General features: G+C 68.7%; 25 protein-coding genes. 14 read left to right on the top strand and 11 right to left on the bottom strand.

The features are described from left to right. Nucleotides 1–29: 29 nt before the first annotated feature. The 5 genes from FFS08_RS12950 to FFS08_RS12930 form a co-directional block, all read right to left on the bottom strand. On the bottom strand, nucleotides 30–1622 hold the full coding sequence (locus FFS08_RS12950) for a serine hydrolase (protein WP_137862311.1): 1593 nt from the start codon (nucleotides 1620–1622) through the stop codon (nucleotides 30–32). Further along, a complete protein-coding gene (locus FFS08_RS12945; protein WP_137862310.1) occupies nucleotides 1622–3670 on the bottom strand; it encodes a TonB-dependent receptor in 2049 nt (682 codons plus the stop codon). Before FFS08_RS12945 ends, FFS08_RS12950 begins: the two co-directional genes overlap by 1 nt. A gap of 25 nt (nucleotides 3671–3695) precedes the next feature. Further along, the gene (locus FFS08_RS12940; protein ID WP_137862309.1) at nucleotides 3696–4640 is read right to left on the bottom strand and encodes a hypothetical protein; all 945 of its coding nucleotides are present in this window, start codon (nucleotides 4638–4640) and stop codon (nucleotides 3696–3698) included. Nucleotides 4641–4730: 90 nt separating this feature from the next. Beyond that, nucleotides 4731–6464, bottom strand: a complete 1734-nt coding sequence (locus FFS08_RS12935) for a M56 family metallopeptidase (RefSeq protein WP_137862308.1) — start codon at nucleotides 6462–6464, stop codon at nucleotides 4731–4733. 2 nt (nucleotides 6465–6466) lie between these two features. Then, nucleotides 6467–6844, bottom strand: a complete 378-nt coding sequence (locus FFS08_RS12930) for a BlaI/MecI/CopY family transcriptional regulator (protein WP_137862307.1) — start codon at nucleotides 6842–6844, stop codon at nucleotides 6467–6469. 209 nt (nucleotides 6845–7053) lie between these two features. Between FFS08_RS12930 and FFS08_RS12925 the strand changes: the two genes are divergently transcribed. Together FFS08_RS12925 and FFS08_RS12920 are read left to right on the top strand one after the other, a co-directional pair. Beyond that, nucleotides 7054–7383, top strand: a complete 330-nt coding sequence (locus tag FFS08_RS12925; protein ID WP_137862306.1) for a hypothetical protein — start codon at nucleotides 7054–7056, stop codon at nucleotides 7381–7383. Between the two features lie 60 nt (nucleotides 7384–7443). Next, nucleotides 7444–8094 (top strand): DsbA family oxidoreductase, encoded by a 651-nt coding sequence (locus tag FFS08_RS12920; protein ID WP_137862305.1) that lies wholly within the window; start codon nucleotides 7444–7446, stop codon nucleotides 8092–8094. Nucleotides 8095–8450: 356 nt separating this feature from the next. Here the strand turns inward: FFS08_RS12920 and FFS08_RS12915 are convergent, their stop codons facing one another. The 4 genes from FFS08_RS12915 to FFS08_RS12900 all read right to left on the bottom strand — a co-directional run bounded on the left by FFS08_RS12915 (nucleotide 8451) and on the right by FFS08_RS12900 (nucleotide 11882). Then, nucleotides 8451–8801, bottom strand: a complete 351-nt coding sequence (locus FFS08_RS12915) for a hypothetical protein (protein WP_137862304.1) — start codon at nucleotides 8799–8801, stop codon at nucleotides 8451–8453. Between the two features lie 98 nt (nucleotides 8802–8899). Beyond that, nucleotides 8900–9763, bottom strand: a complete 864-nt coding sequence (locus FFS08_RS12910) for a hypothetical protein (RefSeq protein ID WP_137862340.1) — start codon at nucleotides 9761–9763, stop codon at nucleotides 8900–8902. Nucleotides 9764–10073: 310 nt separating this feature from the next. Then, nucleotides 10074–10421, bottom strand: coding sequence for a hypothetical protein (locus FFS08_RS12905; RefSeq protein ID WP_137862303.1), 348 nt, complete (start codon nucleotides 10419–10421; stop codon nucleotides 10074–10076). Nucleotides 10422–10562: 141 nt separating this feature from the next. Next, a complete protein-coding gene (locus tag FFS08_RS12900; RefSeq protein WP_137862302.1) occupies nucleotides 10563–11882 on the bottom strand; it encodes a replication-associated recombination protein A in 1320 nt (439 codons plus the stop codon). A gap of 265 nt (nucleotides 11883–12147) precedes the next feature. Between FFS08_RS12900 and FFS08_RS12895 the strand changes: the two genes are divergently transcribed. Together FFS08_RS12895 and FFS08_RS12890 are read left to right on the top strand one after the other, a co-directional pair. Continuing rightward, nucleotides 12148–12747, top strand: coding sequence for a PadR family transcriptional regulator (locus FFS08_RS12895; RefSeq protein ID WP_249341052.1), 600 nt, complete (start codon nucleotides 12148–12150; stop codon nucleotides 12745–12747). Nucleotides 12748–12824: 77 nt separating this feature from the next. Then, nucleotides 12825–13142 (top strand): DUF2218 domain-containing protein, encoded by a 318-nt coding sequence (locus tag FFS08_RS12890; protein WP_502702031.1) that lies wholly within the window; start codon nucleotides 12825–12827, stop codon nucleotides 13140–13142. A 417-nt stretch (nucleotides 13143–13559) separates the two neighbouring features. On the opposite strand, the gene FFS08_RS12885 is transcribed toward FFS08_RS12890, so the two are convergent. Continuing rightward, complete coding sequence (locus FFS08_RS12885) at nucleotides 13560–14711, bottom strand: glycosyltransferase family 4 protein (protein ID WP_137862300.1); 1152 nt, start codon at nucleotides 14709–14711, stop codon at nucleotides 13560–13562. Nucleotides 14712–14893: 182 nt separating this feature from the next. Between FFS08_RS12885 and radA the strand changes: the two genes are divergently transcribed. The 10 genes from radA (at nucleotide 14894) to FFS08_RS12835 (ending at nucleotide 22423) form a co-directional block, all read left to right on the top strand. Then, complete coding sequence (gene radA, locus FFS08_RS12880; RefSeq protein WP_137862299.1) at nucleotides 14894–16264, top strand: DNA repair protein RadA; 1371 nt, start codon at nucleotides 14894–14896, stop codon at nucleotides 16262–16264. Nucleotides 16265–16348: 84 nt separating this feature from the next. Then, nucleotides 16349–16900: a hypothetical protein gene (locus FFS08_RS12875; protein WP_249341051.1), complete on the top strand. Its 552-nt coding sequence runs from the start codon at nucleotides 16349–16351 to the stop codon at nucleotides 16898–16900. Nucleotides 16901–16938: 38 nt separating this feature from the next. Then, nucleotides 16939–17502 (top strand): lipocalin family protein, encoded by a 564-nt coding sequence (locus FFS08_RS12870; protein WP_137862298.1) that lies wholly within the window; start codon nucleotides 16939–16941, stop codon nucleotides 17500–17502. A 296-nt stretch (nucleotides 17503–17798) separates the two neighbouring features. Beyond that, nucleotides 17799–18359: a CvpA family protein gene (locus tag FFS08_RS12865; RefSeq protein ID WP_137862297.1), complete on the top strand. Its 561-nt coding sequence runs from the start codon at nucleotides 17799–17801 to the stop codon at nucleotides 18357–18359. Further along, nucleotides 18356–18820, top strand: coding sequence for a hypothetical protein (locus tag FFS08_RS12860; protein WP_137862296.1), 465 nt, complete (start codon nucleotides 18356–18358; stop codon nucleotides 18818–18820). Before FFS08_RS12865 ends, FFS08_RS12860 begins: the two co-directional genes overlap by 4 nt. A 64-nt stretch (nucleotides 18821–18884) precedes the next feature. After that, a complete protein-coding gene (locus FFS08_RS12855) occupies nucleotides 18885–19310 on the top strand; it encodes an iron-sulfur cluster assembly scaffold protein (RefSeq protein WP_137862295.1) in 426 nt (141 codons plus the stop codon). Beyond that, entirely contained in the window at nucleotides 19310–21094 is a 1785-nt protein-coding gene (locus FFS08_RS12850) for a cation:proton antiporter domain-containing protein (RefSeq protein ID WP_137862294.1), read from the top strand. The genes FFS08_RS12855 and FFS08_RS12850 overlap by 1 nt, the downstream gene beginning before the upstream one ends. After that, entirely contained in the window at nucleotides 21091–21468 is a 378-nt protein-coding gene (locus FFS08_RS24045) for a diacylglycerol kinase (protein WP_137862293.1), read from the top strand. The genes FFS08_RS12850 and FFS08_RS24045 overlap by 4 nt, the downstream gene beginning before the upstream one ends. Next, on the top strand, nucleotides 21465–21803 hold the full coding sequence (locus FFS08_RS24040; protein ID WP_137862292.1) for a DUF423 domain-containing protein: 339 nt from the start codon (nucleotides 21465–21467) through the stop codon (nucleotides 21801–21803). Before FFS08_RS24045 ends, FFS08_RS24040 begins: the two co-directional genes overlap by 4 nt. Further along, nucleotides 21785–22423 (top strand): class I SAM-dependent methyltransferase, encoded by a 639-nt coding sequence (locus tag FFS08_RS12835; RefSeq protein ID WP_249341050.1) that lies wholly within the window; start codon nucleotides 21785–21787, stop codon nucleotides 22421–22423. The genes FFS08_RS24040 and FFS08_RS12835 overlap by 19 nt, the downstream gene beginning before the upstream one ends. A gap of 25 nt (nucleotides 22424–22448) precedes the next feature. Here FFS08_RS12835 and FFS08_RS12830 read toward each other — a convergent pair whose 3' ends face one another. Beyond that, a complete protein-coding gene (locus tag FFS08_RS12830) occupies nucleotides 22449–24329 on the bottom strand; it encodes a M1 family metallopeptidase (RefSeq protein ID WP_137862290.1) in 1881 nt (626 codons plus the stop codon). Between the last annotated feature and the right edge of the window lie 4 nt (nucleotides 24330–24333).

Below are 24333 nucleotides of genomic sequence, written 5' to 3'. Positions count from 1 at the left end.
TGACGATTGAAGGAATATGAGTCCCCAACCTACCGCTCGAGCGCTTCCAGCTGGCGTTTGGCATTGGCGTTGGCCGGATCCAGCGCCAGCGAACGCCGATAGTAGCGGATCGCGGCTTCCCTGCTGCCGGCGCGCGCATGGGCCTCGCCCAGGCTGTCCCAGGCATTGGCGTCCTTGGGATAGAGCAGCGTGTTCCGTTCGAAGACGCGGACCGCGTCGGCGACCTGGTTCTGGCGGAGCAGGCGGTAGCCGAGCAGGTTGAGGATCGAGGGATCGTCCTTCCCACCCCGGGTGCGATCATATTGCGCCAGCGCCGCGTCCACGCCGCGCCGGGCGGCGACCAGAAGAAGCAGGTCCCCGTCGCGCAGCGGGCGGGCCGGATATTGCCAGCCCTGCGCATCGCCGACGACTTGCACGATGCGGTCGTAGATCGAGCTGAAGCTGTCGGAATTGCCGAGCAGGGCAATGCCCCAGCCCTTGTCGGCATCCATGAACATCAGCCCCTGAAAGCCTTCGTTCGCGCCGCTATGGCGGAACTGGCCGGGATGGCCGCCATAGCCGACGCCGAAGCCCAGGCCGATGCCGCCGGGCTTGCCCGGATCGTCGGGACAATGCGGGGTTAGCATCTTACGCGTCATCGCCTGTGAAAGGATATGGTTGGCCTTGCCTTCGCGCGAGAGCGACACTTCGATGCCCAGCCGGGCCAGGTCCTCCGCGGTGGTCCACAGGCCATCGGGGGCGAGCTCGGGATAGACGTGCGATTTGCCCGGCGTGACGGTGCCGTCGGGGCCGGTGCCGCTGGCGGCGCGCGCCGCCAGTTCGGGGGGCAGGGTCTGGGCGAAGCTGCTGCTCGTCATCCCGGCGGGGCGCAGGACCCGCTCGGCCATGAAATCCTCGAACGGCCGGCCCGCGGCGTCGCGGATCATCAAGCCTTCGATCGTCACGCCGCCGCCCGAATAGAGGCACTTGCTGCCGGGCTCCGCGATCACGCGGACCGCCGGGCTGTTCGAAGGCGGACTGCCGTCGAGGATCTGCTCGATGCTCGGCACCGGCGTGCCCCGGGCATAGCCGGCAAAGCCGTGCACGTTCAGCCCGGCATTGTGGCTCATCAGCCGGCGCAAGCTGACCTTCTTGCTCGCGGCGAGCGGGCTCTCGGGCAGCTTCCAGCGCTTGAGCTGGGTGTTGATATCGGCGTCGAGGGAAAGCTTGCCGCGCTCGACCAGCCACAGCGCGCCCATCGCGGTGACCGGCTTGCTGATCGAGGCAGCCTGGAACAGCGTGGCCGGCGCGACGGGCGCGGTGCCGCCGGCCTCGGTCACGCCGAAGCCGGCCGAGAAGGCGATGCGATTGTCCTTCACCACCGCGATGCTGAACCCCGGCACGCGAAAGGCCTGCATCAGTTCGGCCAGCGTCACGGCGAGCGGCGGCTCGCCAGGCGCCATGTCGATGGTCAGCATCACCGTTTCGGGCGTGAGCAGCGGAGCCTGCCGGGCCTGGGCCTGAGCCTGGGCCTGGGCGGGGGTGGCTGTCGCGAGAAGGGCCAGGGCAGCGCCGGGGATTGTGACGGATAGGGGGAGGGCCGATGCAGCGAGGGAGCGCAGAGCTCGGTCTATCGATTGCATCAGAAGCTCCCGCGTATGGTGAAGGTGAAGATCGGCCCGATCAGCTGGTCGTTATGTTGCCGGAACACCAGTGGAGTCGCATTGCGCCGCCCGGCATAGACCTGGCGATCATAATAGTGCCTGCCGTTGAGGACATTGCCCACCTGCGCGCGCACGGTGAGGCCGAACACGTCCTTGTGCTCGACAAAGACGTTGGCGAACCAGGGGCCTTCGTTCTCGCGGTTCACTTCGGTGAGATAATAATAGGCTGTATTGTGATTGAGGCCGGCCGTGGCGCCCCAGGCGAAATCGCTGTTCGGCAGGTCGTGGCGGAAATCGAGCTCGGCCCAGCGATCCTGCGTCCCGCTGATCGGGCGCATCTCGCCGGTGAGCGGATCGCGGACCCGCGCGATCTCGAAGCCCAGCGTGGCGTCGAGCCGCGCGCCGGGCAGGCCCAGCGGCGCGAACTGGATCGTGCTGGTGCTCTCCATTCCAAAGCGCGTCGCCCGCGGCAGATTGCCGACGCCCTCGCCATCCGCGCCGATCGGCACGATGTCGACGATGTCCTCGACTGCGTAATAATAGGCGCGCAGCCGGGTCTTGCCCGCTGCACCCAGTGTGCGGCCGACCTCCATCTCCGCTTCCCAGCTCTGCGGGGGGACGAGCTGGGGGTTGCCGGCATTCTCCCGCTCCGACTTGAGGTTGGGCTGGGCCAGGAAGTCGTAGAAGCTGATCTGGCCGACCCGGCGGCGCAGCTTGAGGCTGAGATCCCACTGCTTGTCCGGCCGCCAGCCGAGCGTGATGCTGCCCTTGGGCCGGAAGAAGTGCCGTGCGGGCAAGTCGCCATCGACTCGTTCGAGCGTGCTGAACTCGCCGCCGCCGGCGACCTGGAGGCTGATCCCGGCGCCGAGCGGGCGGCTGAACGTCACCATGCCCTCGTGGCGGACTTCGCGCACGATCCCGCTGCCGCCGGGGAAGGGAACCGGCACGAAGCTCCCCTGCGGATCGAGCCTCGCGAGCGAGCCGCGCTGATCGAGGCCGTTGACCGCGCGCTCGAGCGATATCTGCCAGTCGCTCCCTCCCATCTTCCAGCCATATTCGGCACGGGCGATGGTTTCGGTGATGTACGAGTTGCGCCCGAAACGGGTACCCTGATCGGGTGCGCCGCTCGCGAAGCTGTCCACCTGGGTGGAAATGAGCGGCTCATGGTCGAAATGGCGCAGGCCGATGATCTTGAACCGGCCGGGCCCGAGCGGGAATTCATAATCCGCGTTGACGTCGTACATCCAGCCGTCGAGCCGGTTCCGGCGTAGGCGGGTGCCGTCATTGCCGTCGGCACGATAGCGCCGCTCGAAATCATAGACCGGGCCCCAATAGGGCGAATAGTTTAGGATGAGATGGCCCTTGGAACCGCCCGGCCCGTCGAAGCCGAGCCTGAGCTTGGCGACGAGCGTGTCCGATTCCGAATGATATACTTCCTCGCGGCGCTCGATCAGCGATCCGTCGGCGGCATGGAACAGCTCCGGCCCGCCGAGCCCGCCGCGCCCGGTCTGGTCCTCGAGCGAGAGCGTATAGTCGATCCCGCGCGTCCTGCCGGTATAGCTGGCATTGCCGCGGAACAGGTTGGGCCGCGAATAATGGGCGCGGAAGTCGGGCCGCCATTCGAACTGGCCGCCGGCCTTGCGGGCCTGTTTGAGGATGATGTTGGCGACCTGGCCGGCAAGCCCGGCGATGCCCAGGGTGGAGGCGTCGACGATCTCGATCCGCTCGACATTGGCGGCGACGATGCGCTGGAGCTCGGCGATCGCGCCGCCGGTCTTGTTGGCGATGCGCTCGCCATTGATCAGCACATTCTCCGATGCCTGGCCGAGGCCGCGCTCCTGGTCCGCGCTGCGGATGGTGAAGCCGGGGACCCGCAGGAGCATGTCATAGGCGGTCCGGGGCGCGAAGCTGGTGAAGTCCCCGGGCACGAAGACCTGTTTGGCGGTGGCCGGGGGAGTGGTGGTCTGGGCGGCCGCGCTCACGGGGAGGAGCGCGGCGCCGGCGAAAAGCAGCGCAGCTGGACGCATTTCGGGAAGTCTTGCCTGCCGGCGATCAGTTGCGCAGCGCGCGCAGCTGGACGAGCTGATCGGGGCTGGGCTTGTCGATCCCGATCTTGTGGGCGCGGCGCACGTCCTCGGCCGTGACGCCCACCGCCTTCATCTCGACCAGCCGGTTCGCCGGCAGATCGGCATAGCCGATCGCGGCCATCTCGCGGACATAGGCGGGAGTGACGCCGATCGCCTTGAGCTGCACGGCCTGGTCGGCGGTGAGGTTGCGCAGCCCCGCGCCGGCCATGTCCGACAGGAATTCGGGCGAGACGCCGAGCGCCTTGAGCTCGATCAGGTTCTTGCCGCTGAGCTTGCCCAGTCCGGCGCGCAGCATCCGGCCGGCATAGTCGGCATCGATGCCGAGCGCGGCGAAGGCCGTGAGGTCTTCGAGATTGTCGGGGCGGAAGCCCTGGCGCGCCAGATCGGCGACATAGGCCGGAGTCACGCGGAGCGCGGAAAGGGCGACGAGCTGGTTGATCGTCGGCTTGGGATAATCGGCCTGGGCCAGCGCTTCGACCAGTGCCTTGTTGGCGCCGACGATCATCAGGTCGAGCGATTGCTTGAAGCTCGGCTCGCCGATGCCGCGGCCGGCGAGATAGCGCGCGAAGTCGGTGGCGGGCGTGAAGGTGCAGTTGCCGGTGGCGATCCGCTTGTCGGCGTCGCCGGCGCAGTCGAGCCGGCCGGGCTCGCGGGCCATGGCGAAGCGGACCGGGCCATCGGCTTCGAGCGCGCGGCTGTCGAGCCCGAGCTGCTCGTGGCTGATCTGCGTGTTCATGTTGCTGCGCGGGCCCATGGTCAGGCGCAGCTCGAACCGGGAGCCGCTGGCTTCGAGCTGGAGCTTGAAGCTGATCGGCGTGGAGGCGGTGACCGGATCGCGGGCACGATCGCCGGCGATGGCGGTGGTGGCGAGCAGGGTAACGGAGGCGATGACGGCAAGGACGCGGTTCATGGCATTTCTCCTGGTGCAATGGGCAAGCCGGGGGCGTCCGCCCCGGATGGGGCGCTGACGGTTCGGCAGTGCGTGAGTGGCTGAGCGGGCTTAGTTGTCCGGATTGGGGTCCGGATCGGGATGCGGGTTCGGGTTGGGACGCGGATTGGGATTGGGATTGGGGCCGCGCTTGCGGCCGTTTCGGGTGAGGGCGAGCGTGTCGACCTCCACCGGCATGCCGGCGCTGCGCAGGCGGCGGACGTCGTCGGGAGTCACGCCCATGCCGGCGAGCGCGACATAGTCGTCGAGATCGCCGCGGAAGCCCGAGGCGACGAGGCTGCGGATATAGGCGGGGTTCACGCCGGTCGCCCTGGCCGAGATGAGGTCTTCGAACGACCGGATGCGCAGGCCGGTGGCCATCATCGCCGCGGCGAATTCCGGCGTGACGCCGACGGCGCGCATCGACGTCGCGTCGCTGAGGCTGATCGGGCCGAGCTGCGGTGCGGCCCGGCGCATCGCCTCGATATATTCGGGCGTCACGCCGACGGCGCGGGCGCCGATGATCGCGTCGAGGTCATTGTCGCGGTCGCCGCGCCGGGCCTCGCGATCCTGGTGCGGATCGGCGGGGGCGGCGGCGGCCGGCGGCGTTGCCGCTGCTGCTGCTGCCGCCGCCGCTGCTGCGGTGGCGATGGCTGCCGGGACATGCGCCGCGGGGGCGGGAGCAGCAACCGCGGCAACGGGCACGGCGGGGGGGCCGGCGGTGCGTGCGCCCAGGCCGGCATTGCCTTCCGGCGCGGGCTTGGCGACGTCGTGGCTCTCGGCGGCGCCGACGGTCAGCGCGGCGAGCGGGGCGGCCATCACCAGCATGCCCGCGCCGAAGCCGGCGATCCACGAGCCCTGGGCGCGGCCGCGCGGCAGCGTCGCGTCGAGCACGCGGCCGACACGGCGCTTGAGGCTGCCCTTGCCCGGTGCGACGCCGTGAGCGCCGATCAGCAGGCCCTTGCTCTCGTGCCGGGCGACGCGGACGAGCAGCTGGGCATAATCGGGGGCATCGATGTTCGCGGCGAGCACGGCATCGTCGGCGGCTTCCTCGCGCAGCTGGTGCGCCTCGCGCGCCAGCCGCCAGGCGAGCGGGTTGAACCAATGGATCGCGGTGGCGACGCGGGCAAGCATGAGCTTGGCCCAGTCGAGCGCGGAGACGTGCGCCAGCTCGTGCGCGATGATCGCCTCGGCCTCGTCGGTGGCGGCGAGCGCGTCGGCGCTGAGCAGAATGGTCGGGCGGGCAAGGCCCCAGGAGATGGGCGAGGGCAATGCGTCGCTCACCAGCAGCGCGGTGCCGCTCTTCATTCCCATGCGCCGCTGCGCATGGGCGAGCGCGCTCAGCCAGACCGGATCGACGAGCACTTCGGCATCGGCGCGCAGGCGGACGAGGCGCAGCAGCGCCAGCGCCGTGAGCAGCAGCAGCGCCACCACCGGCAGCGCATAGGCATAGCGCTCCCAGCCCTGCGGGAGCGTGAAGGCGGGCCGGCCGGCCGGGGCCGTGGCGGCGGGCGTCGCCGTGACGGGCGCGTCGGCCGCGATGGGCGCGGTCGCGAGGTTGGTGGCGGATTGGGGCACGATCGGAGCGGCGGGCGCATCGAACTGGCTCTGCATGGCCTGGGGCAGGGGCAGGCTGAGCGACGGCAGCACCAGCGTGGCGAGCGGCAGGATCACCAGCCCGGCCAGGCCGAGATGCGCGATCAGCGAACGCTCCGCCGCCGAGCGGCCGCGGGTGAGGCGGAGCAGGATCAGGGTGATGCCGGCGATCACCAGCGACTTGAGCACGAGGCCGAGCAACGCGGTCATGATCAGGCTCCCTTCTTGGCGCGCGCCGCGGCGATCATCGCCTCCAGCTCGTCGAGATCGTTTTCGTCCAGCTTCCCGCTCATGCCGAGCAGCGCGCTGGCGGCATGGGTGGTCGAGCCGTTGAAGAAAGTGCGCACGACATGGCCGAGCGCGGTGACGCTCGCCTTGCTCTCCGCCTCGACCGGCGAGAACAGATAGCCGCGCTCGCTCTGTTCGCGCTGCACCGCGCCCTTCTGCTCGAGCCGGGTCAGCATCGCGCGGACCGCCGAGGCGGAGAGCTTGTCGGGCAGGGCGTCGCAGACGTCGGACACCGCCATCGCCCCCCGCTCGTAGAGCAGGTCGACGATCTGGCGTTCGCGGGGCGGCAGGTTGTTCAGCATGGGAATCCCTTTACGCTACATTTGTAGCCTACGCTACATTTGTAGTGCGTGCAAGCCCCTTCGGCGATGCGCGCGTCGTGCCGGGATATGCGATGGGCGCGCTGGGATATGCGGTGGAACGGCGCCGCAGAGCGACCATTGTTGCCACGAAATCTTCGCTTTTACGCAACATTTCGTAGAATTGCCCCGCGCAGCGCGAATCGGGGCCGATGAACAAGCAGCACGACTATTATCAGGCCCGCGCGGCGCACCAGCGCGAAATGGCGGCGGAACTCAGCGGCTCCGCGCGCGAACAGCATCTGACGCTCGCTGCGATGTACGAGGCGCTGGCCACCGAGCCGAAGCGCCGCTCCGCGGCCGAACCGCCCGCGAAGGCGCCGGGGCCGGAAGCGGAGGAGGACGAACGCGCCTATCTGCAACGCCGCGCCCGGGAGGAGCGGGCGCGCGCCGCCGACAGCGACGATCCGGGCGTGCGGCGCATCCGCTTCGAGATGGCGGACGAATATCTGCGGCGCGCGGACGCGCTGCGGCTCGGCTGACATTGGCATCGGGGCGTCCGGCTCCCATCTTGGCGGAGACACGCCGACAAGGGATTGCCGATGGCCCGCTCGCTCAAGATCGATTTCGTCTCCGACGTCTCCTGTCCCTGGTGCATCATCGGGCTGAAGGGCCTCGAGGAAGCGCTGGCCCGGACCGGCGACCTGGTCGATGCGAAGATCCATTTCCAGCCCTTCGAGCTGAACCCCGACATGCCGCCCGAAGGCGAGAATGTCGGCGAGCACATCGCGCGGAAATATGGCTCGACGCCGGAGCAATCGGCGGCGAACCGCCAGATGATCCGCGAGCGCGCCGGGGCGCTCGGCTTCGCGATGAACAGCTCGGCCGACAGCCGCATCTACAACACGTTCGATGCGCATCGGCTGCTCCACTGGGCGGAGATCGAAGGGCGCCAGGCGGCGCTGAAGCACGCGCTGTTCGAAACCTATTTCACCGATCAGCGCGATCCGTCGAACCATGACGTGCTGGTCGCCGCGGCGGAGAAGGCCGGACTGGACGGCGCAGTGGCGCGCGAAGTGCTGGCTTCGGGCCGCTATGCCGAGGAGGTGCGGCAGGCCGAGCAGCTGTGGCGGAGCCGCGGGATCAACGCGGTCCCGGCGATCGTGATCGAGGACAAGTGGCTGATCTCCGGCGGCCAGCCGCCCGAGGCCTTCGAACAGGCGCTGCGCCAGATCGCGGCGGAGGCGAACTAGGCTGGGGACTCATATTCCTTCCATCGTCATCCCCGCGCAGGCGGGGATCCAGGGTAATGCGGGATATCGGCACTGCCGCGCGAACGCTGTCCGGAGAGGACAGGCCCCCGCCACCCCGGCTCCGCGCCTGGCCCTGGAATCCCCGCCTGCGCGGGGATGACGTAGGAAAATCAGATACTTGTTTGAGTTCTCACCCTAGCGTTAGAACCCGATCAAGGCCTTGATTTCGTTCGTCACCCCCGCGGAGGCGGGGATGACAGGTTTGCTGAACGAGTCTTGACCCCAGGCCATGTGCGCGTTTGAGCCTCCCCTTGACGGGCGGGGCTGGGCCTGCCGGCATTCGAGTTTGGCGGGAGTTATTCCGGCGGGTTCTGCGAGCGCGCGAAGAACTGCTTCGCCGTTATCCGCAACCGCACGACATCGCCGTCCACCCATGCCTCGCGCGCATAGATGCGGCGCTCCATGAACAGCTTCAGCTCATCGGTGAAGAAGGACGCGTCGGGCGCGTACTGTTCCGTGGCGCGGATGTGCACTGTCTTGGCCACGGCGATGCCATCCGAGGAATAGACGATCATGCCGTTGCGCAGCGTGAGCGCCGCCGGTGGCGGCGGCGTCCTGCGCGGCTGGGGTGCGGCCTTGGGCGCCTGTTGCTGGGTACCGTGCGGCGCGAGGGTGAGGCACGAGAGAAGGAGAAGAAGAGGCTGCACCTGGTTGCTCCCTGCGTTTCCTCCATCTTCTGGACATCCGGCTCTCGCTGACCATCCCGGTGCGATGAAGGCGGATGCATGCGCGACCAGCCAATGGCCTAGCCAACCCCGAAGGTCCAGCCTTCGGTGCGGGAGAGCTCGGGCGTCAGGCCTGTCGGCGCCCAGAGGCCGGCATCGTCCGCGACCGAACGCAGCCAGGCGGCGCTGAGCATCGCGTCGGTGGCGTGATCGTCGTAGCGGGCGAGGGGAGCGTGCGGCGGCGAGCCCAGCGCGGCCAGCATCTCGTCCAGCGTCGCCGCGTCGCGGATCTTGGAGATGCCCTTGCGCATGCCCGCGGCTCGCGCGGCGAGCGCGGTGTAGATTTCGACCAGCACCGGGCCGGCTTCGGGCAGCGGATCGAAGGGCCATAGCGGCACCTTGCCCCGCAGCCGGTGCAGGACGCGCATGCCGGTGAGGCTCGACTTGCCGACCTGGGAGGCGCCGACCAGGTTGAAGCAGCTATAGGGCGACAGCCGCATCGCCGCCTGGCCATGCTCGCACACGCGGAAGCGGCCGCGGCCGGGCGGGAACAGGTCGCCGCAATCGCCCATCCGGCGGAAATGGCGGCGCGCCTCCGGGTGGCTCACGAAACTGGTGGCAGCGAGATGCGGATCGTTCGCCGAGAGTTCGTCCACCAGCTTCCACAATGCGGGCCCGTCGGGCGGGGAGAGTTCCCAGCCCGGGAAATAGGCGCCTTCATCGGCCAGCGGGAAGGCGGGCGACAGGTCGAGCCCGATCAGCGCCCGCGTGCCGCTGTCCGCCAGCTTGGCGAGCCAGTCGGCGATATCCTGGCGCGCCCAGTCGCGATCGATCAGTTCAGGTGCGCCCCCGGCGGCCGTGGCGCGGGCGACCGCCAGCCCCCTGGGCCGCTCGACCGCCTGGCCGGACCAGTCGATCGCAATGAAATCGGTGAAGCGGGGCATCATCTGTGAAGAAGCTCGCGTACTTGCAGCACCCCATCAAGCTGAACTTGCTTCAGTATCCGACGCTCCCCGGACGATATCCCTCGCGGTACCTTGGATGCTGAAGCAAGTTGGCGATTATCCCCTTCAGACAAGTACCCCTGTTTGGTCATCCCCGCGGAGGCGGGGAGCCAGGGTTGCTCTGCCGTGTCGCTCGTGACTCTGGGTCCCCGCCTTCGCGGGGATGACGGCTATTGGACCAATCCTTGTCCGAAGGGGATAGTCGCCAAACAAGTTCAGCATGACGAAGAGGGGATTGGCCCGGCGCGGCTCACGGCCGCTCCGCCATCCCCGCCGCGATGCGCTGGGGTTTCTTGGCGCGGTCCCACCAGGCGCGCTGGATGTAGAGCTCGATCCGCTCGCGGCTGTCGGTTCCGTAGCGGACGAGCAGCATCGGATAATTGGCGTAGTGATCGGTCTGCCAGAAGGTCTCCGGATCGGTTTCGAACAATATCTCCTTCTCCGGGCGAGTGACCATCAGCCCGAAGCTGCCCTGCTCGCGCCCGGGCGACATGAAACCCTTGCCGTTGATCTTGGGGCAGGGCGTGCCCCACCATTTCTCCATCACCACATCGGGCAGCGTGCGGGCATAGGCAGTGGCGTCTTCCCAGTCCTTCATCCGCCTGATTTCCTTCCATTCCGCTCCCATTCGTCATCCCCGCGAAGGCGGGGATATAGAGCGACGGAGCGATGTCTTTCACGACCGTGGATCCCCGCCTTCGCGGGGATGACGAGGAAAGTCGTCGGGGCGGCGGTTTTCTCAAGCACCCCGCCGCTTCTCCCGCATCTCGTTCCACCAGGCGAGCCGCTCGGCGATGCGCTTCTCATGGCCGCGATCGGTGGGAGTATAGAAGGTCTGCGGCGCCATCTCCTCGGGCCAATAGTCGTCGCCCGAGAAGCCGCCCTCGGCATCGTGATCATAGGTATAGCCCTTGCCATAGCCGATGTCCTTCATCAGCCGGGTGGGGGCGTTGAGGATGTTCTGCGGCGGCATCAGCGAGCCGGTCTCCTTCGCCGCGCGCCATGCCGCCTTCTGCGCCATATAGGCGGCATTCGATTTGGGCGCGGTCGCGACGTAGAGACAGGCCTGGGCGATCGCCAGCTCGCCCTCGGGAGAGCCGAGGAATTCATAGGTGTCCTTGGCCGCGAGGCACTGGACCAGCGCGTTGGGATCGGCGAGCCCGATATCCTCCACCGCCATGCGCACCAGCCGGCGCAGCACGTAGAGCGGCTCCTCGCCGGCAGTGAGCATGCGCGCGAGATAATAGAGCGCCGCCTGGGGGTCGCTGCCGCGAACCGATTTGTGGAGCGCGGAGATCAGGTTGTAATGCCCCTCACGGTCCTTGTCGTAGACGGCGACGCGGCGCTGGAGGAAGCCGCCGAGCGCCGCAGGATCGAGCGGCGCGTCGAAATGCACGGAGAAGAGCGTCTCGGCCTGGTTGAGCAGGAAGCGGCCATCGCCGTCGGCCGAGGCGACCAGCGCCGCGCGCGCATCGGGAGTGAGGGGCAGGGGGCGCTCCTCCGCGGCTTCGGCCCGGTCGAGCAGGCGAGTCAGCGCGGCGGCGTCGAGCCGGTGCAGGATCAGCACCTGCGCGCGGCTGAGCACCGCGGCGTTGAGCTCGAACGAGGGGTTCTCGGTAGTCGCACCGACCAGGGTGACGGTGCCGTCCTCGACATAAGGCAGGAAGCCGTCCTGCTGCGAGCGGTTGAACCGGTGGATCTCGTCCACGAAGAGCAGGGTCTTGCGCCCGAGCCGCGCATATTCCCTGGCCTCGGCGAACACCTTCTTGAGGTCGGCGACTCCCGAGAACACTGCGCTGATCGCGACGAAGCGCAGGCCCACCGCATCGGCGAGCAGCCGGGCGATCGTGGTCTTGCCGGTGCCGGGCGGGCCCCAGAGGATGATCGACGAGAGCTTGCCCGCCGCGACCATCCGCCCGATCGCCCCTTCGGGACCGGTCAGATGCTCCTGGCCGACCACATCCTCGAGCCGTTGCGGGCGCAGGCGATCGGCGAGCGGGCCGGCAAGGTCTTCGGCGGCGCGCGGCGCCTGTTCTTCGGTCGCGAAAAGATCAGCCATTGCCGGCATAGATAGGGCCACCGGCGCCGCTTTCCCACCGCGCGTTTCGCGGCTGCTGCCGGCGCGGAAGTTCAGGAAGTCGATGCCACGCCCCCTTCGATTCCGCGCCTTCGCACCGCTTCGCGCAAGCCGCAGGGGAACGTGACCGGGCGGACATGAACATATCGGAACATTAAGGGAACATTGCCGGCCAGTCAAGGGTGGGGCTTGTGTAAGCTATTTTAAGATATATCTTAGAGCCATCACGAGTCGTACAGGAGATAATATGCGACATCATCATTGCGGCCATCGCGGCATGCATTTCGGCCGCCGCGGCGGCTTTGGCGGCGGCGCGCCGGACTTCATCATCGGATGGGGCATGGGCGCGGGCCGGGGCGGCTTCGGCCATGGCGAACGGGGCGGCCGTCGCCGCATGTTCGACGGCACCGAGCTGCGCCTCATCCTCCTCAAGCTGATCGAGGAGCAGCCGCGCCACGGCTATGACCTGATCCGCGAAATCGAGGAGCGTTCGGGCGGCGCCTATGCCCCCAGCCCGGGCGTGGTCTATCCGACGCTCACCATGCTCGACGACATGGGGCTGATCGAGGAAAGCAAGAGCGAAGGCGCCAAGAAGCAGTTCGCGATCACCGAGGCCGGCACGGCGCATCTCGCCGAGCGGACCGAGGAAGTGGCGGCGCTGTTCGAGCGGCTCCAGCAGCTCGCCGGCCTTCGCGAGCGCGCCAATGGCGGGCCGATCCGCCGGGCGATGGGCAATCTGCGCACCGTGCTGCAGGAACGACTTGCGGGCGAAAGCGTCGATGCCGACATGCTGCACGGCGTCGCGGAAATCCTCGACGAAGCGGCGCGGAAGATCGAGCGGCTCTGAGCCTGGTGCCGCGGATTGAAATGCTGAGGCGGCGGCTCGGGATCGTGCCGCCGCCGATGGAGATGAAGCGCATGACCATGACTCTGTTTTCGGCCGAGACGCTGGCGCCCACCGCGCATGCCGGCCGCTATCTGCAGCAGCTGTGCAAGCATTGGGAGCATAGTTTCCAGGTGGAGTTCACGCCGGAGAACGGCACGGTGATCTTCCCCAGGGATGCGCGCGGCGCGAACCATCCGGGCGATGCGGTGGTGACCTTCAACGTCGCCGAGACCGGGCTCGACATCCGGATCGACGCCAGCTCGCCCGAGCAGCTCGAAGGGCTGAAGGGCGCGGTGGAGCGCCATCTCGACCGGTTCGCCTTTCGCGAGGACGGATTGCGATATGCGTGGAAGTGACGCCTGGGCCAGATCGCCACTTGCGATCGAGAAGGGCGACTTGCACAGATAATTCGTCACCCCGGCCTTGAGCCGGGATCCCGCTTCTTCTTCTGCCGGCAAGGCAGCGGGGCCCCGGCTCAAGGCTGGGGTGACGATGGGAAATCAGGTATCCGCCCAGGCTTCCGACTTAGGGTCAAAACTTGATCAAGGCCTTGATTTCTTTCGTCATCCCCGCGGAGGCGGGGATCCAGGGCCAAGGGTGGGGTGCGTGCGGCAGGTCCGGCCCTCTCCGGAGAGCGTTCGCGTGATGGCATCGATATCCTGCGCTACCCTGGATCCCCGCCTGCGCGGGGATGACGGGGTTTGCCGATTGAGTCGTGACCCTAGGACGGGCGTGCGCGGGAGACCGGCTCCGCGCCTTCGTTCCGTCGGACTTCACCCCCGCCGCGCGATCGCCTCGAGATAGGCGTCGAGCACCTTCTGGTTGATCGCGTCCCATTGATAGGTGTCGGCGATCGCGTGCCCGGCCCTGCCCGCGGCCCGGCGCGCGTCGTGGTTCTCGCAATAATATTGGATCGCATCGGCATAGCGGCCCACCGCGCCCTTGCCGGGATCGACCAGCAGGCCGCTCACATTCTCCTCCACCATGCCGACCGGGCCGACCGCATTGGCGGCGACCACGGCCACGCCCGCGGCCATCGCCTCCAGCGTGACGTTGCCGAAGCTCTCGGTGAGGGAGGGGTTGAAGAAGACGTCCATGGAGGCGACCGCGCGCCCCAGATCGTCGCCCGCCTGGAAGCCGGCGAACACCGCATCGGGCACGCGGTCGGCGAACCATTGCTGCGCCGGGCCCTTGCCGATCACCAGCACGCGGTGCTTCACGCCGCGCCGCTGCAACTCGCCGACCACATCGGCGAAGATGTCGAGCCCCTTTTCCAGCACCAGCCGGCCGAGGAAGCTCACCGCGACCTCGTCGTCCTGGATGCCGAGGGCGCGACGCCATTCGAGGTTGCGCCGATCGGGGTTGAAGCGATCGTGGTTCACGCCGCGCGACCAGATCCGCATCGGCCGGTCGACGCCCCAGCTGCCCAGCAGCTCCTCCATGCCGCGCCCGGTGGGCATCACGGTGTCGAAGCGGTTGTAGAAGCGCGTGAGCGTCCAGATCAGCAGCGGCGTGAGGAAGCCGATGTGATAATAGGCGGGATAGGTCTCGAACCGGGTATGGACCGAGGCGACCGAGGCGATATTGTTCCGGCGCGCCCAGGTGACGGCGCGGTGGCCGAGTATCTCGGGCGCGGAGACGTGGACGAGATTGGGCGCGAAGGCCTCCAGATCCGGCAGCACCGCCTTGATGCCCTTGGCGAACTTATATTCGTCGCGCCCGCCCGGCACGGGCAGCGCGGGCACGCTCACCAGGTCGCCGGTCGGCGGGAAGGCGGGCGTGTCGGTGGTCGGCGAATAGACGCGGACCTTCACGCCCTGCTCGAGCAGATAGCCGACGAGCAGGTTGAGCGCCTGGTTCGCGCCGTCGCGGACATAATTATAGTTGCCGCTGAACAGTGCGACGCGGAGGTCGGTGGGCTTCATGGCGCGCGCGATACCGTCCGCAGGCGCGGGGGGCAACCTTGGCGCATATGTTCTCCTTCCCGGAGAAAGCGTGGAGAGTTCGTCGAGATCGCGTGCAGGGCCCTCTCCCCCGGCTCCTGCCGCCCAGGGCGCGGGCGTTTCCGGGCTTGTTCCTATCTTGTTCTCTCGCTACCCTCGCGCGCATGGCGAAACTCAAGAAGCGTTATGTCTGCCAGGCCTGTGGCTCGGTCTCCTCGCAATGGGCGGGGCAATGCGGCGATTGCGGCGAGTGGAACCAGATGGTGGAAGATGCCGGGGCGGTGGTCACGCCGTTCCAGGCGCGCCACAACCTCCAGTCGGGCGGGCGGGCGATCCAGCTGACCGGACTCAACACCGACATCGCACTGCCCGAGCGGACCTCGACCGGCATCGCCGAGTTCGACCGCGCGCTGGGCGGCGGCTTCGTCGAAGGCTCCGCCACGCTGATCGGCGGCGATCCCGGCATCGGCAAGTCGACCTTGCTGCTCCAGGCGGCGGCGAAGATCGCTTCGCGGGGGCTATCCGTCGCCTATGTCTCGGGCGAGGAAGCGGCGGACCAGGTGCGGCTGCGCGCGCGGCGGCTGGGGCTGGGCAAGGCGCCCGTGATGCTCGCCGCGGCGACGTCGGTGCGCGACATCCTGACCACGCTGGGCGAGGGCACGCCGCCGGCGCTGCTGATCATCGATTCGATCCAGACGATGCATTCGGACCTGATCGAGGGCGCGCCGGGCACGGTGAGCCAGGTCCGCGCCGCCTCGGGCGAGCTGATCCGCTTCGCCAAGGAGCGCGGCACCGCGCTGGTACTGGTCGGCCATGTCACCAAGGACGGCAGCATCGCCGGCCCGCGCGTGCTCGAGCACATGGTCGACACGGTGCTGGCGTTCGAGGGGGAGCGCAGCCACCAGTATCGCATCCTGCGCGCCGTGAAGAACCGCTTCGGCGGCACCGACGAGATCGGCGTGTTCGCGATGCAGACCGAGGGGCTGGAGGAAGTCTCCAACCCCTCGTCGCTGTTCCTCACATCGCGCGACGAGAATGTGACGGGCACGGTGGTGTTCCCCGCGCTCGAGGGCACGCGGCCGGTGCTGATCGAAGTGCAGGCGCTCACCGTGCGGCTGGCGAGCGGCGCGACGCCGCGGCGCGCGGTGGTCGGCTGGGACAGCGGGCGGCTGGCGATGATCCTGGCGGTGCTGGAGGCGCGGTGCGGGCTCAGCTTCTCGACCTGCGAAGTCTATCTCAACATCGCCGGCGGCTATCGGGTGCAGGATCCGGCGGCGGACATGGCAGTGGCGGCGGCGCTCGTCTCTGCGCTGGCCGAGCGGCCGATCCCGGCCGATGCCGTGGTGTTCGGCGAGATCGCGCTGTCGGGCGAAGTGCGCCCGGTGGCGCATGGCGCGCTCCGGTGTCGCGAGGCCGCCAAGCTCGGCTTCGGCCGCGCGCTGGCACCGGCCGTGCAGGCCCGGGACAAGGGTGGGTTGCAGCTCGCCGGGTTCAAGTCGCTCGGCCAGTTCGTCGACCATCTGCTGGGGCGGTGAGGCTCGGCTTGGGCCGATCGCGGGGTTGTAATCGCTTACATTGCCGTGGAAGATCCTGGTCGGGAGAGATAGCCGGAGCGATCGATGCTGCGAGAACTGGCCGCCGACTGGGCGCGCCCCGGGATGCTGGTGCCGACATTATGTGCCGTGGCGTTGATGGCGGGGATATTATGGGCGGGCCAGGAACCCGCGCGTACGCCGCCGCCGCTGCTCCTCTTCGACGGCTTGCCGGTCAGCGGCAGCGTGGCGGATGCGCGGCGCGCGGGCTTCACCGAATGCGTCAAGATCGACGCGTTCCGCGCGCGTTGCCGCCGCACCGGGCTGATGGTGGTGGGGGAAGGCCCCTATGATGCGGCCATCGACCTGATCGGAAGCGACGGGCAGGGCGGCTTCGACCACCTGATCCTGTGGCGGAACGGGGAGCAGCAGGCGATCTACAAGCTGGTCGAGGCGCTGCAGCGCCGGGGCTGGATGCATTGCGAAACCGGCAACGAGCGGTGGGGCGACCAGGACATCTATTCGCGCGAAGGCGTGCCGGTGCGCGCATGGATGGACCTGAGCTATTACGGCAAGCGCCGGGTACGGATCATGCCGCTGTGGAAGGACGCGGAACGCAGCTGCAAGCCCTATCATTAGGGCTATCCTTTCCGCGACTTGCGCCCCACATTGACGCCATGAAGCGAAGTACTGCCCTTTCGATCGCCTCGGGCGTCGCGGTCGCCGCGATCGGCGGCCTGTTCCTCTATTCACGGGCCACGCGCCCGCCGGTGATCAACAGGAAGGTGCCCGAGCCGGCCAGGCCGGTCGACCTCGCCCGCTATCTCGGCAAATGGTACGAGCTGGCGCGGCACGAGAACCGCTTCGAGAAGGGCCTCGACGCGGTTACCGCCGAATATGCGCTGCTCGAGGACGGCAAGATCAGCGTGACCAACAGCGGCACGCTCAATTGGCCGGAAGGCGATCGCAGCGTCTCGGAGGGCAAGGCCGTCGTCGCCGACGAGGCGACCAACGCCAAGCTGAAGGTCTCGTTCTTCGGCCCGCTCTACACGGGCGACTATTGGATACTCGACCACGCCGACGACTATGCATGGTCGATCGTCGGCGAGCCGAGCGGGCGCTATCTCTGGCTGCTGTCGCGCGAGCCGGTGCCGCCCTCGGCCATGGCACAGGCGATCATGAAGCGAGTCGAGGAACTCGGCTATGACCGCTGGGCGCTGCGGATCACGCGGCAGGGTTAGGGTGAGAACCCGATCAAGGCCTTGATTTCGTTCGTCATCCTCGCGCAGGCGGGGATCCAGGGTAATGCGGGATATCGGCACCACAGCGCGAACGCCTTCCGGAGAAGGGCAGCACCCCGCCATCTCGGCTCCGCGCCTGGCCCTGGATCCCCGCTTGCGCGGGGATGACGGGGTTCGCTGAACGAGTCTCGGTCCTGGAGGCCGCGCCCTCCCTCGCAAAGGCGGGAGAGGGAGACTTGCCCGCTTCCGCTCGCAAACAGCTTGAGGCATAGGAGCCCCGGGAGGGACATGTTCCAATGAGTTTGACCGGGCTCGACATCATCGTGCTGCTCGCGATCGGCGGGGCCGCCGTGCTGGGATTCCTGCGCGGCTTCGTGACCGAAGTGCTGGCGCTGGTGGCATGGCTGCTGATCGTGCTTGCGCTCAAGCTGTTCCACACGCCGCTCGCCGCCGCGCTGGCCGGCGTGGTGGGCACGGAACAGGGCGGGGCGGTGCTCGCCTTCGTGATCCTGACCGGCGTCACCTATTTCGGCGGGCGGCTGCTTGCCCGCGCGATCGGATCGCGCACCCGCGAGAGCTTTCTCGGCCCGGTCGACCGGGTGCTCGGCCTGGGCTTCGGCGCGCTCAAGGGGCTGATCCTGGTCAGCATCGGCTTCCTGCTGATCGTACTGCTGTTCGACACGGTGAGCGGCGGTCCGGCCAATCGGCCGCAATGGATCACCAAGTCGACCACCTATCCCCTGCTCAACGCCACCAGCGCGAGCATCGCCGACTTCGTCGATCGCCGCCGCAAGGGCGAACCGGTGTTCGGCGACGAGCCGGGCAACGACACCGGGAACGCCAGCACCACGCGATGAGCCGGCGGGCGGCCGCGCCGCTGCTGCTCGGCGGTTGCGATCCGCTGGACTTCTGCCAGGCCTGCATCAAGACTTCGCCGGCCCTCGAAGTCTCCGGCGCGGACCTGGCCCGCATCCGTTTCACCGGCCCCGGCGCGCTGCCCGCCACGGCGCGGCGCGTCCATTATTACGAGAAGTGCAGGGCGGATTGCCTGCACTGGATGCGCTTCGAACTGCCCGAGGGGGACGCCCGGCGGCTCGCGGCCGAGATTCTGGGCGGCGCGGCGCTGCGCAAGGGGCTTGACCCATTCGCCGAGGCGTTCAGTGCCGGCCAGTCGCCGTCGATGCCCTGGTGGCCGGCGAGTCTTCCCGCCGATGCCGAGGGCGCGAAGATCGAGACGCAGGAGCCGCGCGGCGGCGCGCTGGCGCTGCGGGTCGACAAGGGGCTGGCGACGGTCTGGTTCTACGAATTCGACAAGTGAACAAGCAGATTCCACCCATCGGGGGGGTCGCACTTCGCGCGCGGCTCCCTTAAGTCGGGGGAAGATGAACGCGCCGCTCTACAACACCGAGATCCTCCGCCTGGCCGCCTCCGTGCCGTTCGAGGCGCGGCTGGAGGGCGCGATGGCGTCTTCCGAGAAGCGCTCCCCGGTCTGCGGGAGCCGCGTCACCGTCGACGTGAACCTGGACGACCAGGGCCGTGTCGCGGCGATCGGCATGGTGGTGCGGGCCTGCGCGCTCGGCCAGGCATCGGCGGCGCTGATGGAAGCGCATGCCGCCGGCCGCTCGGTCGAGGAGCTGGAGGCGGCGCGTGACGGCCTCGCCGACTGGCTCTCCGGCGCGCGCGCCGCGCCGCCCGACTGGCCGGGCCTCGATTTGTTCACGCCCGCGCTCGCGCATCGCGGCCGCCATCCCGCGATCCGCCTCGCCTTCGAGGCGGTGGCGGAAGCCGCCCGCCAGGCGCGCGACTGATGGAGCACGCCAAGGACGCCTCGCTGCTCGGCGAATATGTGCCGCTGCTCGGTTTCGCGCTGCTCTTCGTGCTGGTGTTCCGCCGCTTCGGGCTGGGCGCCACGCTTGGCTATCTCGTCGCGGGCGCCGTGGTCGGGCCGCAGGTACTGGGGCTGGTGGGCGATGCCGAGAGCAAGATGGGCATCGCCGAGCTCGGCATCGCGCTGCTGCTGTTCCTCGTCGGTCTCGAGCTGAGCCCCGGGCGGCTGTGGCGCATGCGGCGCGACATTTTCGGACTCGGCCTGCTCCAGGTAGTGATCTGCGGCCTCGTGGTCGCGGCCATGGTGTGGGTCGCGACGGGCAGCTCGATCGGGGCCGCGCTCGCGCTGGGCTTGCCGCTCGCGCTCTCCTCCACGGCCCAGGTGCTGCCGATGCTGCAATCGGCCGGGCGGCTGCGTACGCCGTTCGGCGAGCGCGCCTTTGCGATCCTGCTGTTCCAGGATCTGTCGATCGTCCCGCTGATCACCATCGTCGCGGCGCTCTCGCGCAATCCGCACGACCAGGGCGGGCCGCCGGGATGGCTGCTCGGTGTCTATACCGTATTGGCGATCATAGGCCTGATCCTGGCCGGCCGCTATCTGCTGCGCCCGATGTTCCGGCTGATCGGCAATCTGGGCGAGCGGGAGATGTTCATCTTCGCCGGCCTGTTCACGGTGATCGCGGCCGCGGCGATCATGGAGGCGCTGGGGCTTTCGGCGGCGCTGGGCGCGTTCATCGCGGGCGTGATGCTGGCGGACAGCCCCTATCGCCACGAGCTGGAGGCGGATGTGGAGCCGTTCCGCTCGATCCTGCTCGGCCTGTTCTTCCTCGCCGTGGGCATGACGCTCAACCTGCACGCGATCGCCGAGCGGCCCTTCTTCGTCGTCGGCATGGCGCTGGCGCTGATCGCCGCCAAGGCCGCCATCATCATGGGGCTGGGCCTGTTGTTCGGCATGCCGCGGCGCCAGGCCTTTGCGCTGGGCGTGCTGCTCAGCCAGGGCGGCGAGTTCGGTTTCGTGCTGTTCGCCCAGGCCCAGTCGGCCATGCTGATCGAGGGAGAGGCGGCGAGCATCTTCGGTGCGATCGTCACGCTGTCGATGGCCACCACGCCGTTCCTGATGATGGCCACCAAGAAGCTGCGCACCGAACCGGCGCCGAGCGCGCAGGGAGTCGACACGCCGCAGCACGAAGGAGCCAACGCCGTGGTGGTCGGCTATGGCCGTTTCGGCCAGACGGTGGCGCAGATGCTGCTCGCACAGGACATTCCCGTCACGCTGATCGACACCGATGTCGAGATGATCCAGACTGCCGGCGACTTCGGCATGAAGGTCTATTATGGCGACGGCCTGCGCATCGACCTGCTGCGCCAGGCGGGCGCCGCCGAGGCCGAGCTGGTGCTGTTCTGCAATGACGGCGACAAGATCGACACCGAATTCCTGGAGGCGGTGCACCACGCTTTTCCCAAGGCGACGATCTTCGTGCGCGCCTATGACCGGCGCAGCGTGATCAAGATGAAGGGCGCGCCGGTGGGCGGCGTGGTGCGCGAAGTGCTCGAGAGCGCCGTGATGATGGCGCGCCAGGCGATGCAGGCTGTGGGCGTCGATCAGATGGAGATCGACAGGACCGAGGCGGAGTATCGCCGCCGAGACAGTGCCCGGCTCGACGTGCAGCGCGAGACCGGCGACTTGCGCGCCGGGATCGACGGCATGATCACCCATGCCAGCAGGGCGGCGGCGATCGAGATCGACCTCGAGAGCTCGGGGTGAAGGGGCGGCCCTTCCGCGCGCGGTTGGGATTCGCGCTGGCCGGCATCCGCGCTGGCTGGGCGCGCGAGGCGAGCTTCCGCAGCCAGGCGCGGCTCGCGGCGGCGGCGCTGCTCGCGCTGCTCGTGCTCAGGCCGGCGCCCATCTGGTGGGGGCTGGTCGCGCTCTGCTGCGCGATCGTGCTGGCATTGGAGCTGGTCAATTCGGCGATGGAGGCAGTGATCGACCTGCTCCATCCGGGCGTGCATCCGTCGATCGGCGTGGCGAAGGACATGCTCGCCGGCGCGGTGCTGGTGACGAGCCTGGCGGCGCTCGCGGTGGCGGTGGCGATGGTGGCGGCGAACGCGCCGCATTTCCTGGAGGAGATCGGGCTGTGAGGATCGTGGCAGTGCTGGCGGCGCTTTCGGGCGCAGTGGCGGTGGCGGCGGGAGCGTTCGGCGCGCATGGCGCCAGCGGCGAGGCGGCCGAATGGCTCAAGACCGGCGGGCATTACCAGCTGATCCACGCAGTGGCGGCGCTGGTCGCGGTGCGGATGGGCGGGCGCATCTCGCCCTGGCTGTTCGTCGGCGGCGGCGCGGTGTTCGCGGGGACGCTCTACCTGATGGCGCTGGGCGGGCCGCGCTGGCTGGGTGCGGTGACGCCGCTCGGCGGCGCGGCGCTGATCGCGGGATGGCTCTGCCTGGCGGCCGGCGCGTGGAAGCGGCCCGCCTGAGCCCGGGCGACTTCATCCGGGCGCGGCTGCCTGTGCTGCCTGTGCCCGGTATTCCGGAGATCGTCCTGCACAAGGCGGTGCCCGCCAGCGGGCTCGGCCGGCTGGCGGCGGCGGATGACGGCTTCGGTTCGCCTTATTGGGCCTATTACTGGCTGGGCGGGCTGGCGCTGGCGCGGTTCGTGCTCGACCGGCCGGAGACGGTGGCGGGCAAGCGCGTGCTCGATCTGGGGACCGGATCAGGCCTGGTGGCGATCGCGGCGGCGAAGGCGGGGGCGGCATCGGTGCTGGCCGCCGACATCGATCCCTATGCCATGGTGGCGGTGCCGCTGAACGCGGCCGCGAACGGCGTGGCGGTGGCGGCGGTGCAGGGCGACCTGACCGCCGGGCCGGTGCCCGAGGTGGACGTCGTGCTGGCCGGGGACGTGTTCTACGATCCCGAGCCGGCCGCGCGGGTCACGCCGTTCCTGGCGCGCTGCCGGGCGGCCGGGGTGGCGGTGCTGGTCGGCGATCCCCGCCGCGCGCCGCTGCCGCTGGAGCGGTTGCGGGCGCTGGCGGAATATCGCTTCGCCGAGACCGACAATGGCGTGCTGAAGCCGACTTCGGTGTTCGCGTTCGACTAGCCCTTGACGGGTCAATGGGCGGCGGTCAGTCGGCAGCCCCCACGATCTTCGCCACCCCCGCGGCCGCATTCGGGTGATAGCCGGCCTTGGCGCCCTCGTAGAAGCGCAGCGCGATCGGCTTGCCCCAATCGCCCTGCGCCATCAGGTCCTTGTAGATCGGGTAGATCAGCAGGCCGCGCCCGACGCGCTTCACGAATTTCTCGATCCCCGGGAGCGCGGGCGCGTAGCGGTTGGCGATCGCCAGCTGTGCCCAGGCCGAACGGACATAGGCGTTGTTCGAGGCGGACAGGCCAAGCGTCTCGTCAAGTTCCTTGAGGCGCGCGGGCGTCTGCTGGCGCGGCAGGCCGTTGAGGAAGCGCAGCCATTGCTGCGTCGCCCAGCCGGCCGGCTGCACCGCGCTCGCCGGGCCGCCGGCATTGAACGCCGTGAGCTTCGCGTCCACCGCAGCGAGTGTCGCCGAAGTCACGTGCACGGCATTGTCGGGCAGCCCCGGCTGATAGGCCCAGCGATCGAGCTCGAGCTTCGCCTCGAGCGCCTTGTCGCCCTTGATCAGATTGGCGCGCAGATCCGCCAGGAAGCCGGCGGTGGTCTGCGGCTGGAAGGCGTGGCGATCGAAATAGGAGCGCAGATAGGCGTCCCACTGCGCCCGGCCCACCGCCGCCTCGATCGTGCGCAGGAAGGTCGAGCCCTTGAAATAGTCGAGCTGACCGAAGGTCGCGCCCGGATCGCCGTGGAGGCGAGTGGTGGCGGCGTCGCTGCCGCCGGCATCCTTGATGTCGCGGACCAGCCCGTCCCAGTCGAGATCGGCATACATGGCGGCGCGCTCCTTGCCGTACACCGCCTCCATGATCCGGTTCTCGAAATAGGTGGTGAAGCCTTCGTTGAGCCAGCTGTCCGACCAGGTCGCGTTGGTGACGAGATTGCCCGACCAGCTGTGCGCCAGCTCGTGCGCGACGACATCGGTGTTCGAGCGGTCGCCGGTGATGATCGTCGGCGTCAGGAAGGTGAGCGTGGGATTCTCCATGCCGCCATAGGGGAAGCTCGGCGGCAGCACGAGCATGTCGTAGCGGCCCCAGCGATAGGGGCCGTAGAGCGCCTGCGCCGCGTCGATCATCTTCTCGACATCGCCCACTTCATGGGCGGCGGCATCGAGCTGGCTCGGCTCGGCCCATACGCCGGAGCGGGGGCCCGTCGCCTTGAAGGCCAGGTCGCCCACGGCCATCGCGACGAGATAGGGCGGCACCGGCTTGTCCATCCGGAAGCGGAAGCTGCGCTTGCCGTCCGGCGCGGGCCGGCCCTTCTCGCCGTCCAGCCGATCGCCGCTCATCACCGCGACGAAGCCGGCGGGCACGGTGAGCGTCGCCGACCAGGTCTGGCGGATGCCGGGGCTGTCCTGGGTGGGAATCCAGCTGCGATTGTTGATCGGCTGGCCCTGGCTGAACAGATAGGACTTTTGCTTGCCGGCGGTCAGTTCGGGGGCGAGCCACTGGAGGGCCGAGGCGCCCGGCCGCGTCCTGTAGCGGATGAGGATCCGCTTGTTGCCCTCGAGCTGCACGGTCAGCGCCGAGCCCAGCTCCTTGTCACGCGGGCCGATCGTGAAGGGGAGCGGCTTGCCCTTGGGGCAGGTGACCGAGATCACGTCGAGATCGTCGACATCGAGCACGATTGCCTTCGCATCCCTGGCCGCCAGCACGTCGAGCGTGGCGACGCCGGAGAGCGTCTTGCCGGCGAAATCGACGTCGAGGTTCAGATCGACATGCGTCACGCGCGCCGCTTCCGGCTCGGCATGGGTCCATATGTCCCTGGCCTCGGGCGTGGTCAGGATCGGAGCGGGCTTGCCGGTCTGGGCGACGGCGGGCGCGGCGATCACGATCGCGGCGGCGAGGGGGGCGAGGAGGGTGCGCATGCCG

The organism is Sphingomonas sp. 1F27F7B (genome assembly GCF_005503355.1).
In the GTDB taxonomy this organism is placed as follows: Bacteria; Pseudomonadota; Alphaproteobacteria; order Sphingomonadales; family Sphingomonadaceae; genus Sphingomonas.
Note: the sequence above shows the minus strand (reverse complement) of the source record. Positions and strands in the feature narration are given on the sequence as shown.